This is a genomic window from Anaeromusa acidaminophila DSM 3853, assembly GCF_000374545.1.
GTDB lineage: Bacteria > Bacillota > Negativicutes > Anaeromusales > Anaeromusaceae > Anaeromusa > Anaeromusa acidaminophila.
In genome coordinates this window covers 1-16,082 of the sequence record NZ_KB894592.1, presented here as the reverse complement: position 1 = coordinate 16,082, position 16,082 = coordinate 1, and the positions used below count along the sequence as shown (strand labels likewise).

The 16,082-nt window shown below is 46.0% G+C and carries 14 protein-coding genes; all 14 read left to right on the top strand.

Annotated elements, in window-relative coordinates:
- The first annotated feature begins 430 nt into the window (after positions 1-430).
- The 14 genes from C508_RS0109185 (at position 431) to C508_RS20550 (ending at position 15,650) form a co-directional block, all read left to right on the top strand.
- Positions 431-682 (top strand): DUF2933 domain-containing protein, encoded by a 252-nt coding sequence (locus C508_RS0109185; RefSeq protein ID WP_018703264.1) that lies wholly within the window; start codon positions 431-433, stop codon positions 680-682.
- Positions 683-805: 123 nt separating this feature from the next.
- Positions 806-1,567, top strand: a complete 762-nt coding sequence (lgt, locus tag C508_RS0109180) for a prolipoprotein diacylglyceryl transferase (RefSeq protein WP_018703263.1) — start codon at positions 806-808, stop codon at positions 1,565-1,567.
- Between the two features lie 23 nt (positions 1,568-1,590).
- Positions 1,591-2,232 carry a methyltransferase family protein gene (locus C508_RS0109175; protein ID WP_018703262.1) on the top strand — a complete coding sequence of 214 codons (642 nt, stop codon included), beginning with the start codon at positions 1,591-1,593 and terminating at the stop codon, positions 2,230-2,232.
- Between the two features lie 98 nt (positions 2,233-2,330).
- The gene (locus C508_RS19455) at positions 2,331-3,686 is read left to right on the top strand and encodes an HD domain-containing phosphohydrolase (RefSeq protein ID WP_245553731.1); all 1,356 of its coding nucleotides are present in this window, start codon (positions 2,331-2,333) and stop codon (positions 3,684-3,686) included.
- A 126-nt stretch (positions 3,687-3,812) separates the two neighbouring features.
- Complete coding sequence (locus C508_RS0109165) at positions 3,813-3,995, top strand: hypothetical protein (protein WP_018703260.1); 183 nt, start codon at positions 3,813-3,815, stop codon at positions 3,993-3,995.
- Positions 3,996-4,270: 275 nt separating this feature from the next.
- A complete protein-coding gene (locus tag C508_RS0109160) occupies positions 4,271-4,975 on the top strand; it encodes a response regulator transcription factor (RefSeq protein ID WP_018703259.1) in 705 nt (234 codons plus the stop codon).
- A complete protein-coding gene (locus C508_RS0109155; protein WP_018703258.1) occupies positions 4,959-6,101 on the top strand; it encodes a sensor histidine kinase in 1,143 nt (380 codons plus the stop codon). Before C508_RS0109160 ends, C508_RS0109155 begins: the two co-directional genes overlap by 17 nt.
- A gap of 118 nt (positions 6,102-6,219) precedes the next feature.
- Positions 6,220-7,563 carry a TolC family protein gene (locus C508_RS0109150; RefSeq protein WP_039797186.1) on the top strand — a complete coding sequence of 448 codons (1,344 nt, stop codon included), beginning with the start codon at positions 6,220-6,222 and terminating at the stop codon, positions 7,561-7,563.
- Positions 7,564-7,586: 23 nt separating this feature from the next.
- Positions 7,587-8,849, top strand: a complete 1,263-nt coding sequence (locus tag C508_RS0109145) for an efflux RND transporter periplasmic adaptor subunit (RefSeq protein WP_018703256.1) — start codon at positions 7,587-7,589, stop codon at positions 8,847-8,849.
- Positions 8,850-8,863: 14 nt separating this feature from the next.
- Entirely contained in the window at positions 8,864-12,016 is a 3,153-nt protein-coding gene (locus C508_RS0109140) for an efflux RND transporter permease subunit (protein ID WP_018703255.1), read from the top strand.
- 30 nt (positions 12,017-12,046) lie between these two features.
- Positions 12,047-12,499 carry a hypothetical protein gene (locus C508_RS0109135; protein WP_018703254.1) on the top strand — a complete coding sequence of 151 codons (453 nt, stop codon included), beginning with the start codon at positions 12,047-12,049 and terminating at the stop codon, positions 12,497-12,499.
- An 18-nt stretch (positions 12,500-12,517) separates the two neighbouring features.
- Positions 12,518-13,075 carry a C40 family peptidase gene (locus C508_RS0109130; RefSeq protein WP_026319455.1) on the top strand — a complete coding sequence of 186 codons (558 nt, stop codon included), beginning with the start codon at positions 12,518-12,520 and terminating at the stop codon, positions 13,073-13,075.
- Positions 13,076-13,168: 93 nt separating this feature from the next.
- Positions 13,169-14,887 carry a methyl-accepting chemotaxis protein gene (locus C508_RS0109125; RefSeq protein WP_018703252.1) on the top strand — a complete coding sequence of 573 codons (1,719 nt, stop codon included), beginning with the start codon at positions 13,169-13,171 and terminating at the stop codon, positions 14,885-14,887.
- Positions 14,888-15,296: 409 nt separating this feature from the next.
- Positions 15,297-15,650, top strand: coding sequence for a hypothetical protein (locus C508_RS20550; protein WP_018703251.1), 354 nt, complete (start codon positions 15,297-15,299; stop codon positions 15,648-15,650).
- Positions 15,651-16,082: the final 432 nt, after the last annotated feature.

The following is a 16,082-nucleotide window of genomic DNA, read 5'->3' as shown; positions in this document are numbered from 1 at the left end:
GAAGGCTAAAGAATGCGCGTGTAGCGCTTTCTTTAGCCTTTTCTTTTTTTGCGGAGAGAGAGAGGAGGCATAGGTAACTATGGCAATAGGAAACTGGATTGTTTTATAGGAAGATTTACCAATGAAAGAGGAGAGATTGAAGGCTAAGCAATATTAAGCGATTGTGAACATAGCGGACAGCGTTCAGCAGATAGCTGGATTCTGTCCGCTTTCATTATTGTAACAGGCAGTTAAAATAAGGGATGGCTAGTGTGTATGAAAAGGATGAGCAGTTGGGAAATGCTCGTGCGTAGTAGCTGAGACTTTGAAAAAGAAGCAAAAGATCTTCAAGAGTTCTTCATTGCTTCTTCATAATTGATTGTTATGATTAGAGCAATTCAAACAGTGCCGCAAATATTGCGGCAGTACTACATAAAAGGAGGCAGTCAAGATGGAATGTTGCAAACAATCTCAGCCGGCAGGAGAAAAAGAGCCTCGTGATAACAAATGGAAGCATTTTGCCATGATGCTTGGGTGCTGCTTGCTTCCCCTCGGAGTGGTATTCTTGTTGAACGCTATTAACTATGAAGGAGTCGGCAGCTACTTGGTATTTTTGCTTTGTCCGTTGACCCATTTGCTGATGATGAAAGCAATGAAGCCGGGAAAAGGAGAAGCCGCTAGCGGCGGTGATATTGGCAAGTAGTCTATTTGCTGAAATAATCCTGGACGTTGGCATATAGTGAACGTTCAGGTTGATATAAAGTTGCCTGGCATTTTATGCTAGGCAACCTTCATATTATCTTGCAACTGGGAAGAAGGTGCACGTTTGTATCCTATCTTGTTAACTATAGGAAATTTTGAGATTCATTCTTGGGGAATTCTTGTGATGCTGGGAATTCTCAGCGGAATGTGGCTAACAATACGTTTAGCCCAAGGAAGTGAATTTTCGTCTTCTAAGATCCAAGAATTTGTCTTTTATGGCGTTTTCTTTGGCTTTTTAGGAGCGCGAGCATGGGAAGTCGCTTTTTCTTGGAGCGAGTACAGTGCGGAGCCAATACGAGCGTTGTTATTTTGGCAAGGAGGCTTATCGATTCAAGGAGCCGTAGTGGCGGGTAGCTTTTTTGGTTGGTGGTATTTCAAAAAAGAAAAGCTATCATTTAGCCGTTTTGCCGATATTGCAGCTCCTGGTTTAATGTTGGGACAGGCAATTGGCCGCATTGGATGTTTTTTTAATGGAGATGCATACGGAATTCCTACGGATTCGTGGTATGGAGTAATATACCAACCGGGCACTCCTGCTTTTCATGCATGGGGGACCATGCCGCTTGTTCCGGCGGAATTGATGGAAGCCGGGCTCGATTTTGCGATAGTCTATTGCTTGCTGCGCTTATATCCTCGAAGGAAATTTGACGGGCAAGTTGTATTAACCTATTTCATTCTATATTCGCTGGTGCGTTTTGGATTAGAATTTCTCAGAGCCGACAGCTTGATGTTCTATGGAGTTAAAGCAGCTCAAATAAGTACAATGCTTACGGTCATAGCGGCCGTGATCTTGTGGGGGATCAGAAGGAAGGCTAAACAGGTTTAATTTAAAGATAAAGGAGAATGAATATGGAACACGCGATGTGGGGTTATGGATTGTGGCCGATTGTAGCAATTAACTCGCTTATGTTTATTATCTTCGCATTCAGCTTTACACGGCCTGGAAATCTTAGGGATTGGAGAATGTTCGGCGGCTTTTCGGCTTTTATTGTAGCTCTGTTTACCGAAATGTATGGGTTTCCCTTAACCATATACTTGCTATCAGGATGGTTAGGGAATCAGTATCCGGATATAACACTGTTTAGTCATGATGCAGGACATATTTGGTATACATTACTTGGCATGACTGGCGATCCGCATCAAAGTTTCGTTCATGAGCTGAGCAATTTGCTTATCGTTGGAGGCATGCTTTTTTTAGCCTTCACTTGGAGATTTTTGTACAAAGCGCAACGAGAAAATGCAGTGGCTCAAACCGGCCCGTATGCCTTGGTACGGCATCCTCAATATATTGCTTTCATTTCCGTCATGACCGGATTTTTATTGCAATGGCCAACTATCTTAACCATAGCGATGTATCCTGTTTTAGTAGTGATGTATATCCGATTAGCACGTATGGAAGAGCGTGAATCGCTGGCTCATTTTGGAAACGACTATGCAGAGTACATGAAGAAAACACCTGGTTTTGTGCCTCGGTTTTTTAGAAAGTCTTAGTGATATTCGTTCTGGATAATAGTGTCTAAAGAGGAAAAGAGGTACAATAGAAGCAAGCAAACGCTGAAGCCAGCTTAAAGGAGTGGGAACGTTTGAACATGCAGATGCCTTTTTCTTCCTTGCGGACCAAGCTTTTTCTGGCCTTTTTCTTGTTGTCTGCAATAATTACGCTGGCAGTATCTTACCAGTTACTTATGCATATGCAAACGAATCATCTCAATACCTTAAAGCATGATTGGAGCATTATTGCGGAACTGGCAATGGAGCAAGATGACGGAAGGAATCTTGCAGCTCTGCTCAAACGCGACGTACCGTATGGCGAGGCTGTTGAAACAGCAATGCATTCTTTCCAAACGCGCCTCAGAGAAAAAGATGTAGACCTTGCCGCAATATATGTGTGGAACCAAAGGCAAAAAAAGGGATGGATGTATTCTTCGCTGCAAGAGCCATTCTTGGATAAAGATGCTTTTGACAGAATGCAAGAGCTTGCTGGGGAACCCGAAGCTGCAGATGCGCGGGGGGGATCCGCAACAACGGAAATAAGCGACGATTTTACTTCTTTTATCTATGTGCCGGTGAAAGAAGCCCCTAATTCAGCTGTTGCAACAATTGTACTAATTGTAAGCAATAAAGAGGCTGCGGCAGATATACAACATTTTACGTACCAAGTAGGGCAAGGCTATTTCTTGGCATTAATTCTTGTGGGCAGTATCAGTTGGTGGTTGGCGAAAAACTTTTCGAAGCGGCTGCTTTTATTACAGTCTGCGATGAAACAAATGACCGAAGGAAATTTAGATATAACCTTAGCTGAATCAGGCCGAGATGAATTGGCTCTTTTGACTCAAAGCCTTAATCATTTGGCAATGAAGCTTAGCCATGAACGGGAAGAACTCTTGCTTTCAGCCATTGAATCGCTGGTAACTGCGCTAGAAGCCAAAGATACCTATACGTATGGGCATTCTTCTCATGTCAGTACGATGGCCTCTGCGATGGCTCAAAAAATGGAGTTTAACGAAGAAGAATTGTTTGGCGTACGAGTAGCTGCCTTACTTCATGATATTGGGAAAATAGGCATACCGGATCAAGTCTTGCACAAAGCAGGACGCCTGACCCAAGAAGAGCGCAGCGTAATCGAGCAACACCCTAGTATCGGAGCTAAGATTTTGACCGGCATTCCAGCATTGCATACGGTAGCAAATGTTGTACGTCATCATCATGAACGCTGGGATGGGCAAGGCTATCCTGCGGCGATCGCCGGGAAAAATATTCCTTTGGCTTCTCGTATTATTGCTGTGGCGGATACCTATCAGGCAATGACGTCGGACCGGCCATATCGAAAAGGCTTGGCTCATCAGGCTGCATTGGCGGAATTGAAGCGAAACGCAGGCAGTCAATTTGATCCTAAATTGGTTGACGTGTTTTTAAGTCTCCATCTAGAAAGAAAAGATTCTTGAAATCTTCACAAGATATTAGAAATGCCTTCAAAAGTTCTTCACATTCTTTTGTTACAATTCATATTAGTAGGGAAAGACACATTATGAGTTTTTACAACATGACGTTGATTTGAAGGAGAGATTACTATGAAACAATGGAACAAGAAGATCGTGATGTTTGCTTTGGCAGCGATGGTGGCGACTGGTGCTTTGTTGAATCCAGTAAGTTCGGTTGTATTTGCGGCTGAACAAACCGGAGAGCAGCAACAACCACCGTCCAATGATGCTCCACAGGGAGGCGGCAATGAGCATGCCGGTCATCACGGATAAGCGTTAACAGGTGCTTTTATAAGCCGGGCTGAGCAAACAGTGAAACTGTAGTTGCTGCCCGGCTTTTGTCTTCCTGGGATTATGCGCTTACATGACTTTTTCATAGAGCCTTCATAAGTTATTCACACTAATTGCGTATACTACAGAAAAGATGACAGCCGACGAAAAACTGAAGTAGTTGTTGTAAAGATGATTAGACAGACTTTTTTGAAAAAAAGGTTTTGCAACATTGAATCGAGAAATATTCAGTGTTGATAAGAGGAGTGTGAGCGGAGATGAATCGTAATTCGGTATTGCTTGTGGATGATGATCTGAAATTGGTGCAGTTGTTAAAAGCATACTTTGAAAAAGAAAATTTTATTGTATATGAAGCAAATGACGGTCTTGCTGCACTCAGAGAAGCTCGGGAAAAACAACCGGATATTATGGTGTTGGATTTAATGCTCCCCGGAATGGCCGGATGGGATGTCTGCAAAAAAATCAGGCAAGACAGTAATTTGCCGATTCTTATGCTGACAGCTCGTGATGAAGAAAGCGATCGTTTAATTGGCCTGGAAATCGGCGCCGATGACTACGTGACTAAACCATTTAGTCCTAGAGAAGTTGTGGCTAGAGCGAAGGCCATCCTGCGCCGTACACAAAATATGCTGGTGGCGTCTCGGATTGTTAAGACAGAGAGTCTTACCATTAACTTGGATCAGCATCAAGTAGAGAAAAACGGACTTCCTTTGGAGTTTACTCCTACGGAGTTTAATATATTGCTGCTATTGGTGGAAAATGCGAATCGAGTTTTTAGTCGCCTGCAAATTGTAGAGCAAACACAAGGATATAGCTTTGAAGGGTATGAGCGGACGATTGATGCACATATTAAAAACATACGGCGAAAGCTGGAAGAAAATCCGCGAGACCCCAAGTACATTGTAACGGTGTACGGTATTGGATATAAATTTATAGGTGACGCAAATGAAGCGATTTCATAGTATTACCTTTCGGATTACGGGCTTAATGTTTCTTTCCATTGCTACGACAGTGTTCATTCTTGTCTATTTGGCTAATGTGCAAATGAATGAGCTGTTTCAAGAGTATTTGTCATTGCAGCATATGGAAGTGCATTCTGCGGCCAATGGGCATCTGATGAACGGAATGCTTGCCTTTGGACCGCAAGAGATGAAATTTCTTGAATCTGTGCATGAATCCTTGATTTGGGTGGGGGGCGCAATTCTGGGCATCGGCTTGATTGCTAGCTATTGCGTAGCCCGCAGTATTACTGTACCGTTGCATCGGCTGGGAGGCGTTGCGGCTCAGCTAGAACAAGGAAATCTTGGGGAAACGGTTGAAGTGGAAAAAGATGATGAAATTGGGCAGTTAGCTGCGATTTTTAACAGTATGTCCCGGCGACTAGAACAAAATGAAAAGTTGCGCCAGCAGTTATTAGCCAATATCGCTCATGAACTACGAACTCCCTTAGCCATTATCCAGGGGAATCTGGAAGGCATGATGGATGAGGTAATTGAAACAGACAAAGTGCAGTTGGCTTCGTTGCATGAAGAAGCAGTGCGGCTGAATCGGCTTATTAAAGATCTACGGGACTTATCTTTGGCGGAAGCACAGCAATTGAACTTAGAGAAATACCCTACCGATATAAACTACTTATTGTCTTCAACAGTGCAAAAACTGCGCCCGATGGCAGAGAACAAGCAAATTCAAATTTTCTATGAGACCAATGAAAAACTACCGGAGATCACGGTGGATGCGGATCGCATTAGCCAGGTGCTCAATAATTTGTTTGTCAATGCCATTCGATATTCGTCAGTGCAAGGCTGGGTTCGCGCCAGTACTTCGCTACAGCAGAAAGAGGGGCGGCAATGGATTTGTATTTCTATTCAAGATAATGGCTGCGGCATCTCTGCAGAAGATATTCCTTATGTATTTGATCATTTTTATCGAGGGGAAAAGTCGAGAGACCGCAAGAGCGGTGGCTCTGGCATTGGATTGGCCATCGTAAAGCAATTGGTGGAACTCCATGGAGGGAAAGTGTTGATTGAGAGCCAGTTAAACGTAGGAAGCACCTTTCAGGTTTGGTTGCCTGTGCTTGCACCGGCTTAAACTGCGCTATAAGCAAATTACCGCTCTTCATAACTTATTCACAAACATATGTTACAGTCATTTACAAGCGGTCCGAAGGCTCACAAATTATTTTTGAAAAGGAGGCTACATAAGCATTATGAAAAGGCGAATGATTCCAAAGACATTGGCCCTGAGCGTACTTTTGATTGTTGGATCCGCGATGCCTGTCTTTGCAGCGGAAGCCCAGGAAACCATGACGCTCCAGCAAGTTCTTGACGAGGCGCTTGCCAAGAATCCGACACTGGTAGAAGGGCAAAAACGTTGGGAAGAAAAGAAAAACCGCATTGATATTGTAACCGCGCAGCCTAATCCTAAACTGAGCATTATGAAGGATGACATTCCTACGACGACGATCAACCCTGGGCAGGCGATGATGACCGAGTTCAGTATTACCCAGGAGTTCATGCATCCGGCCAAATTGAAGGCCATGGGAAACATGGCGCGCAGTGAAGCGGACATGAATAAAGCGATTTGGAGCGGAAAACGCATTGATGTGTATGCGCAAACTAAACAGGCCTATTATGATTATCTTTACTCAAAACAATCGCTAAGCATTGGCAAGGAAAGCCAACTGCTTATGGGGCAACTGGCTAAATTGGCTCAAGTTAACTATGCAACCGGCATGGTGCCTCTGCAAGACGCCCTGAAAGCGCAAACCGAGTTCTCAAAGATGACAAGCGATCTTTTGAATATGGCCTCCATGGAAGCCGTAACAAAAGCTAAATTGAATAACTTGATGGGGCGTAATGCGAATATCGATTTTGAGGTCAAGGAAGAGTTTGCAGCACCAGCTCCTCAGTTTGATATTGATGCTTTGGTAAAAGAAGCGCGTGCGAATAAGCCGGCTATTCTAGAAATGCAATCGCAAGTCGAAATGGCCAAAAACGGTGTCGACGTAGCTAAAAAACAACAACTGCCTGATTTCTCATTGTCTCTTGGCTATAAAAACAATAAAGAGCCAATGGTTGAAGCGCAAACCGATCCGATGAATCCCATGAACACTACGCTTATGCTGGGAGAGCGGAAACCAACTTGGAAAATCGAGTTTATGGTGATGCTGCCTATTTGGCAGGGGAAGAATAAAGCAGAAGTACGTAGCGCGTTAGCAAACTATGAAGCCTCGCAGGCGGCCTTGCAGAATATGCAGAATATGACGGAGCTGGATGTGCAGATGGCCTTGACGGAAGTGCAGGTGGATTGGAGGCTCATCGAACTGTATCAAAATACGATCATCCCACAGGCGGAACAAACCTACCAGGCGGCGATCGTTGGCTATACCAATGGAAAAGTCGACTTAATGACAGTCCTCGAGGGCGTAAACACTCTGCGTAATGCCAAATTGGGGCACTACAAGGCTAAAGTGGACTATGAAAAAGCGGTGGTCAGCCTTGAAAAAGCGCTAGGGAAGCCGTTGGCTTCTAGTTTGGCTCCCTTATCATAATCATTGGAAAAGGAGCGGACAGCATGATCGAAAAACTTCAGGCCAAAAAGAAGCTTATTGCAGGTGTGGCTGCAGGGGTTCTTGTTATAGGCGGTGCAGGCTACTATTATTATGCGCAGCAGCAAAGTAGTGGTGCCGAGCATGCCGGACATCAAACAACTACACCGGTTATGGCTATGGGGGATGTCGTAACACTGGATGCCAAGGCACGGCAGCTCTCTGGCTTGCAAACAGCGCAGGTTGCTAGCAAGGCGCTCACCAAGGCCATAAAGACCACCGGGAAAATTGCACTGAATGATAGTGGGCGGACGTATATTACTTCCCGGGTTGAAGGGCGGATTGATGAGCTGTATGTCAGTACGGAAGGGGAATATATTGCACCAGGACAAGCAATCGCCTCCGTATACAGCCCCACATACATTGCGGCGCAAGAAGAGTACTTATTGACGTTAGACAATATGCAAAAGCTGCAAGGCGCGGGCAAGGAAATTGCTCAAATTAACAGCCGGCTTAAGGACGCAGCCAGAAGAAAACTTCAGCTGCTGAATGTGCCGGATGGTGAAATCGCTCACTTGGAACATACAAAAAAGCCGAATGAACATATGACGGTATATGCCCAGTTTGGCGGTACTGTATTAGAAAAGCAGCTTCTTCCTGGCGCTTATGTTATGCCAGGAGATAAGCTATTCAGTCTCTCGGACTTATCGACGGTATGGTTATATATGGATGTATACGAGAAGGATATTGCCAGCATTGCCCCAGGGCAACCTGTTGTCGTTACCAGCGGCGCGTATCCGGGAGAAACGTTTAATGGGCAAGTAACGTTTATTACTCCCATCATGGATGATGCAACCCGTACCGTAAAGGTTCGCGTCGAATTGGCTAATCTTGGCGGGCACCTAAAACCCAATATGTTCGTAAATGCCAGTGTTCTCATTCCGTTAGCGGAAACATTGGTTATTCCAGAGTCGAGCCTCCTTGATACAGGGAGCCGCAAAGTGGTGTTTGTAGCACAAAGTGAAGACACCTTTGTTAAGCGCGATATCGTGATTGGCCAGCAGGCCGACGGCTATGTGCAAGTTCTTTCCGGCTTGCAGCCAGGAGAGACGGTGGTTACGGCCGCTACCTTCCTGATTGACTCGCAGACCAAGCTAGGGACGGTGGGCAGCCATGCAGGCCACGGCGGCAGCGGTGGTGGTGGAAGCTCATCTTCTGCGCCAGCAGCGCCTCCAACCCAACAAGCGGCTCCAGCTTCAGGTGGGAGTCATAGCGGTCACGGCCAATAGCGAGGAGGAGCGATATGTTAAATAAACTCATCGAATTCTCGTTGCGCAATCGGGCTATCATTTTAGCTCTGACGGTATTTTTGATTGTCTGGGGCGCTTTTTCCGTAAAAGAAACGCCGATTGATGCCTTTCCTGACTTAAGCGAGAACCAGGTATTGGTTTCCGCCGACTGGATGGGACGCGGACCTCAGGAAATCCAGGATCAGGTTACCTATCCGCTGGAGACCGCCTTGCGTGGTTTACCGAAGGTAAAAGAGGTCCGTTCGTCTTCTTCCTTTGGCATGTCATTGATTACCGTTATTTTTGAAGACGGCGTAGATCCTTATTTTGCAAGGCAGGTCGTTAATGAAAAAGTACAGCAAGCGATTCCGCGTCTGCCCAGCGGTGTGCAGCCGTCCCTTGGTCCGGTCAGTACGCCCATGGGACAGGTCTTCATGTACACGATTGAAAGCGACCGACACAATTTGGCCGACTTGCGTACTGTAGAAGACTTTGTGATTAAGCCGCAGCTCAGCGCGGTTCCCGGTGTGGCGGAAGTTGCCAGCATCGGTGGCTATGTGATGCAATACCAAGTCAATTTGGACCCGCATTTATTGCAAAATTATCGGGTCACCTTTAATCAGGTTTACGGCGCTTTAAGTAGCAATAATGCTAACATTGGAGCAAAAGTCGTAGAACAGAACGGGCAAGAGTATATCATTCGCGGTTTGGGCCTTATTGAATCAGTAGAAGACATTAAAAATATTGTCGTCTCGCAAAACAACAATGTTCCCATTCGCATCAAGGATGTGTCCAATGTAACGCTCGGCCCGGATTTTCGGCGCGGTGTGCTGACCAAATCAGGCTATGAGACGGCAGGGGGCATTGTAATTCAGCGTATGGGAGAAAATACGCTGAACGTGATTGATCAAGTAAAGGATAAGATTACCGAGCTTCAGCCGACGCTGCCGGAGGGCATGCGTATAGTGCCATTTTACGATCAAACGGATTTGGTGAAAAAAGCGGTCAATACGCTGACGCGGGCCTTGATTGAGGAATTCATTCTTGTTTCGATCATCGTATTGTGCTTTTTGGGGAATATTCGCTCTAGCTTAATTGTAACAAGCGCGATTCCAATCGGCATTTTGATTGCCTTGATTGCTATGAAGCAGATTCATCTGTCGGCCAACTTAATGTCCTTAGGCGGTATTGCGATTGGCATTGGCGTGATGACCGACGCGGCGATTGTTATGGTGGAAAATGTCTTTCGACATTTGGCGGAAGACCAAGAACGACGCAGTATTATTGAGGTAACGCTGGAGGCGGCGAAAGAAGTAGCTGCACCAATTTTCTTTTCCATAACCATTATTATTGTAACGTTCCTACCGGTTTTCACGATGACAGGCACAGAAGGGAAACTATATACGCCGATGGCTTGGGCTAAATCGTTTGCTATGAGCGGTTCCTTGCTACTTGCGTTTACCTTGGTGCCGGTCTTGTGCACGCTGCTGCTCAGAGGAAAAATCCAGGAGAAGGATACCTGGATTGTAGAAAAGATGCATCAGGCGTATTTGCCGGTGTTGCAAGCCGTTATGAAAGGCTATAAGAAAACCATTGGTATTGCCTTGGCTGTGATGATTGGCGGCTTTTCCTTATTACCGTTTTTGGGAACCACCTTTATGCCGGCTCTTGATGAAGGAACCTTCCTAGTCATGCCGACGATGATGCCAAGCGTTTCTTTGACTGAAGCCCTGGAGTCTGCCAAGGCTATGGATAAAATCATCATGGAAATTCCGGAAGTCGACATGTCCGTAGGGAAGGTGGGACGAGCTAACTCCGCTATGGATCCGGCTCCGATCAACATGATTGAGACCATTGTGACCTTAAAGCCTAAGGAGCAGTGGCGCCCTGGAGTGACGAAGGAAAGCATTGAAAAAGAAATGATGGTTAAATTGGCCAACCTGCCGGGCCTGAATATGGCCTTTACCCAGCCAATTGCAGGACGGTTGTCTATGTTGACTACCGGGGTGCGGACAGAGCTGGGAATCAAGTTGTATGGTGATGATTTAAGCGTCCTGCAGCAAAAAGCATTTGAAATTGAAAAAGCTTTGGGAACCGTGCCCGGGGTGAGTGATTTGCTGGCAGAGCGTGTTTTTGGAGCTCCATATCTAGAAGTGCAGGTGCAAAGGGATAAGGTGGCTCGTTATGGCCTGAATGTGGCCGATGTGGAAGATGCCATTGAATTGGCTGTAGGCGGGAAAACCGCCACAACGACCATCGAAGGCAAAAAGCGCTTTGACGTACTTGTACGGTATAATCGCGACAATCGTGAAAGCATTAATGCTATGCAAAACATTCTGATCCCCGTTAGCAGCGGCGGGAGTGCGCCTAAGACGCAAGCTTCCGGAATGGGAGGCATGGGCGGTAGCGGCGGCAGTGCTAAAGCGGCCAGCGGGGCGTATGTTCCTCTCGGCGAGGTAGCGCAGTTTCAAGTAGTGGATGGACCGTCGATGATCAGCAGTGAAAATGGCGTGTACCGCATGGTTGTCCAGATGAATACAAGAGGCAGGGATGTGGTTAGCTTTGTTGATGAAGCCAATAAAGTCATCAAGGATCAAGTAAATCTGCCGGCAGGCTACTCCATGAAATGGAGCGGCCAATATGAAAACCAGCAGCGCGCTAAAACTCGTTTGGCGATGGTGGTGCCTGCAGTCATTGCGCTAACCTTTTTCCTATTGTATATGGCCTTTAAGTCGGCCAGCGATGCTATATTGATTCTCATGAATGTGCCATTTTCATTGGTTGGCGGCATTGTGGCTATGTATCTGACAGGCACGTACCTAACGGTAGCTGCAGCAGTGGGCTTTATCGCTCTCTTTGGCATTGCCGTTCAAAACGGGGTTATCATGGTCACCTATATCAAGCATTTGCGGGAACATAAGCCATTGGAAGAGGCGATTTTGGAAGGAGCGTATACGCGGCTTCGACCGGTTATGATTACCGCCTTGGTAGCCAGCCTCGGCCTATTTCCATTATTGTTTGCAACAGGAACTGGTGCAGAAGTACAACGACCAATGGCAACGGTGGTTGTCGGTGGTTTGGTTACGTCCACGATCTTAACACTACTGGTTCTGCCGTGCATATACTTGGTGTGGAATCGATGGTTGTTGCGCAGAGAAGGTAAATGATTAAAACTACAACATAGGAGGTATATACAAATGAAGAAGAAGCTTTTGGTTTTGGGAGCGGCAGGTATGTTGGCTCTAGCGATTTTGGTATCTGGTTGCGGCTCGAGTGAAAAGGCGGCACCTAAAGCGCAGGAAGGGCAGCAGCAAAACATGGGGCATGAGGGGCATTCGATGCCTAAAGGAGATCCGATGCCCATGATGAAGGATATGGAAAAGTCTTTGCAGGATGTTATGAAATATACTCGGGCTGGGCAAACGATGGATGCGCAAAAGAGCGCTGCACAAATGGTTAATGCCATGGAAAAAGTTCAGCCTCATATGATGGATGCAGGACTGAAGGACAATCTGCGTAGCATGACTATGGAGATTAAAGACAGCGTAAACTCTGGGAAAATGGATCCAGGAGCGATGGATGAAAAAGCGGCTAAAATGCAAGAAATTATGAAGAAGACGACGACGCATTTACAAAGCATGAGTCACTAAATGAAAGGGGAGCGGAATGTGAAGAAGTGGATAAGTCTTGCCGTTATAACTGTAGTCTTGCTGTTAGGAGTATCAGAAACACAGGCCGCTCCCCAAACCGGGTATGGGCAATTGCTAAAAAATCTTGATGCCATTCAGAAAGAGGCTGTACTGCCTGTTGCCGAAGAAGTGCTTATGACGGGCTATAACACGGCTGGCGTTTCCGGACAAGCTGCTCAAGTTGTTTTAGGTGCTAAGTCGCTGCTTGGTTCTCCGGTCGTATGGGGAGGCGCTTATCCTTCGGAAGGCTTTGATTGTTCTGGCTTAGTCCAATATGTATTTCGCCAGGCTGGTATTTCACTTCCGCGAACAGCTGACTTGCAGTTCATGGTAGGAAGAACTGTCTCGCCTGCTAGGTTACAGCCGGGCGATCTGGTATATTTTACGACCTATGAGCCGGGAGCTTCGCATGTAGGCATTTATATCGGCGGCAATAAGTTTATCCACACGTCGTATACTCAAGGAGTAGTAGCGGTTGCGGATATGAATGATAACTATTTTGTGCAACGGTATTATGGAGCTAAGCGTGTTTTTTGAGCTTTGCAATTTGCGCAAAAAATGTCTTTTCATGGTGAGCTGGACAGTTTACAATAAGATTAGTTATGGATTATTTGCGGGAGGGCGATGGGTGTGAGCTTTTTTCGAAACTGGAGCATGGCAAAAAAAATAGTGGGTTTGGTTGTCGTTATGCTGGTATTTACCGGAATGGTTGGTTTTACCGGCTATTATTATGTCAGTCACATGAAAAAGTCGCTGGAGGATATGTATCAAGCCAATCTGTTGCCTGTGGAGTGGCTCAATATGGCGCGGGCTCAGTCCCGGACAGCGGAGGCGCTGACGCTGCAGGTGGTGTTGGCAGACGTAGCAAAAGCGCAGCAGGAAAAACTGCTGGCTGAGGCCAAAAGCCGGATGGATGATGCCGATCAGTTAATCGACCAGTATGAAAAACAAGTAACTACCCAGCAAGCTCGTCAACAAGTAGCTGAAGTAAAAAAGATGATGAACGACTATCATGCAGAACGGCAAAAAGCGGTGAATCTGGTGCTTAGCGGCAAAAGGCAGGAAGGGTATGCCTTTTTTATCAAGAACGCTGCCGGTCATATTGGGCATATTAATGCTGTCATGGAAGAATTGGCCCATGCGGAAGCCAAGCAGGCAGAGGAACGCAGCGAGCATAGCGCCAAGGAAGCAATGACTGCTGTTACATTATCGCTGGGCATTACCGTGGTCGCCATGCTGGTGTCGCTGGGCTTGGGGCTGTGGATTGCCAGAATGATAGCGCGGCCGCTGCAGACTATGGTTGCGAGGGCGGAAAATATATCGAAAGGTGACTTAACGGGAGAAGACGTAGTTGCGATTACGCATGATGAAGTAGGGCAACTGGCCAAGGCTTTTAATGAAATGGCAGCCAATCTGCGGCAGTTAGTCCGCCAGGTATCTGAGTCGGCGCAGCAGGTAGCGACAGCATCAGAGGCGTTAACCGAAGGGGCGGAACAATCGGCCCAGGCCACGACTCAAATCGCGACCTCCATCATGGAGGTCGCGGAAGGTACGGTACAGCAGTCGAAAACGGTGGATGATACGACGCAAATCATTGAGCACATGGCAGCCAATATGCAGCACATGGCAGTAAATGCCAATACCGTCGTCAGTGTAGCCAATGAAAGCGCCGGAACGGCCCGGCAAGGTCATAAAGCCGCCGAAGCTGCGGTGGTGCAGATGGCCAATATTGAAAAGACGGTGTCCACCTCGGCGCAGGTGGTGACTGAATTAGGCGAGCGGTCGAAAGAAATCGGCCAAATCGTTGATACCATTACCGGCATCGCCGGGCAGACCAATCTATTAGCCCTTAACGCCGCCATTGAAGCTGCCCGGGCCGGTGAGCAGGGCCGCGGTTTTGCGGTGGTCGCCGAAGAAGTGCGCAAGCTTGCCGAACAATCGGCAGTGGCGGCCAAGCAAATAGCTGCCATGATTGGCGAAATCCAGCAGGACACCGTACGGGCCGTGGCGGCGATGGAAGACGGCACCCGGGAGGTTAAAACTGGGACGGCCGTAGTTAATAATGCAGGCGAATCTTTTGCACAAATTGCAGCGTTGGTTGAGAAGGTCTCGACGCAGGTTGGACAAATAGCAGTCGCAATTGAAAAGATGGCCGGAAACAGTAGTCATGTAGTGGCCGCAATGCGAGAAATTGATCAAGTGAGTAAACATACTGCAGCCGAAACGCAGACTATATCTGCGGCAACCGAGGAACAGTCGGCCTCAATGGAGGAAATGGCTGCTTCAAGCCAACGTCTGGCACAGATGGCAATATCACTGGAAAATGCTGTAAAACAGTTTCAGATATAGCAATATAGGAGCGTGGCTAAAACTAGCAGTCTGCAGTTGCAGATATGACTGACAATTATTTTGTACAACGGTATTATGGAGCTAAGCGTGTTTTTTGAGCTTTGCAATTTAGTGCTAAAAAAGAAGGGGAAGTGGCTTTGAAAAACCACTTCCCTCTTTCCTTTGGGGCGTCGTCTGGTGAATAAATAACAAGTGGATGTATTAAAAGCCCCTTTTTTGATATGAAATTATTGATCTTGAGAATGATCTTCTTGCAGTTGGGGATCATGTTTTGTCATCATCTCTTACATCATTTCTTTCATCATATTCATCATCATACTCTTCATTTCTGGTGATGCCATCATATCCTGCATCATGTGAGTCCTTTGTTTTGCGGTCATCATAGGACAATTAACGGGAGGAGAAGTAGTTGTTGCAGTTGGAGCGGCTGTTGGCGGACGATATCGGCAGTGACGGAAATTATGTAAAAGGTATCGAGGACTACTTGCCCAGAGCTCAATATGAAACTGAAGATCATAAAAGAATGGTAGTAACGTATATTATCGATAACTGGATGACCTTGAGCCACAATATTAAATTTCATGCAATTTTTGTTACCAGCAGTATACCCGAGGCGATTTGTTACTATCGCATGATAAAAGAAGCCATGCCTACACTAGAAAAATTGAAAATACTAGCATTTAAGGTCAATATAAAAGTCCATAATTTGTTTCAGGATTATATTCTTAAAGGCGGGTTTGATATCGAAGAACCTGCAGAATAGACAGGGGAGAATGTATCAGCAATGGCTGGTTTGTTATTTGAGTGAAAAATAAATCCAAGTCATATCTTCAACATTTTCAAAGATATATTGTAAGTTAGATAACAATAAACAATCCCCGTGTCATTTTGGCATGGGGATTGTTTATTTGCTTTAAGGAGAATAAATCCCACCTTATTCGAGTTCTGAAAAAGGATCATTTTATAGTACTTAAAAGAAACCTTTTTGAAATTTGGAATGAGAAATTTTGTATTGTTATAATTTTAGTAACTTTTATGAAGGGGGGCAATCAGGTGATTAACATTGATTTTGACAATATCAGTGATGAGCTTGTATATAATGTCGACGCCGGGCTATAATTAGCCAGTAGCGCCGGTCGATAATTGATCACTATCGGTCGGGTAGAAATTGACCACCCTCCCCCAATAGGCTACC

Coding starts and splice junctions, on each gene's coding strand:
- C508_RS0109140 (WP_018703255.1), top strand. CDS start 8,864: ATGTTAAATAAACTCATCGAATTCTCGTTGCGCAATCGGGCTATCATT.
- C508_RS0109175 (WP_018703262.1), top strand. CDS start 1,591: ATGGAACACGCGATGTGGGGTTATGGATTGTGGCCGATTGTAGCAATT.
- C508_RS19455 (WP_245553731.1), top strand. CDS start 2,331: ATGCAGATGCCTTTTTCTTCCTTGCGGACCAAGCTTTTTCTGGCCTTT.
- C508_RS0109165 (WP_018703260.1), top strand. CDS start 3,813: ATGAAACAATGGAACAAGAAGATCGTGATGTTTGCTTTGGCAGCGATG.
- C508_RS0109145 (WP_018703256.1), top strand. CDS start 7,587: ATGATCGAAAAACTTCAGGCCAAAAAGAAGCTTATTGCAGGTGTGGCT.
- C508_RS0109160 (WP_018703259.1), top strand. CDS start 4,271: ATGAATCGTAATTCGGTATTGCTTGTGGATGATGATCTGAAATTGGTG.
- C508_RS0109155 (WP_018703258.1), top strand. CDS start 4,959: ATGAAGCGATTTCATAGTATTACCTTTCGGATTACGGGCTTAATGTTT.
- C508_RS0109150 (WP_039797186.1), top strand. CDS start 6,220: ATGAAAAGGCGAATGATTCCAAAGACATTGGCCCTGAGCGTACTTTTG.
- C508_RS0109185 (WP_018703264.1), top strand. CDS start 431: ATGGAATGTTGCAAACAATCTCAGCCGGCAGGAGAAAAAGAGCCTCGT.
- C508_RS0109135 (WP_018703254.1), top strand. CDS start 12,047: ATGAAGAAGAAGCTTTTGGTTTTGGGAGCGGCAGGTATGTTGGCTCTA.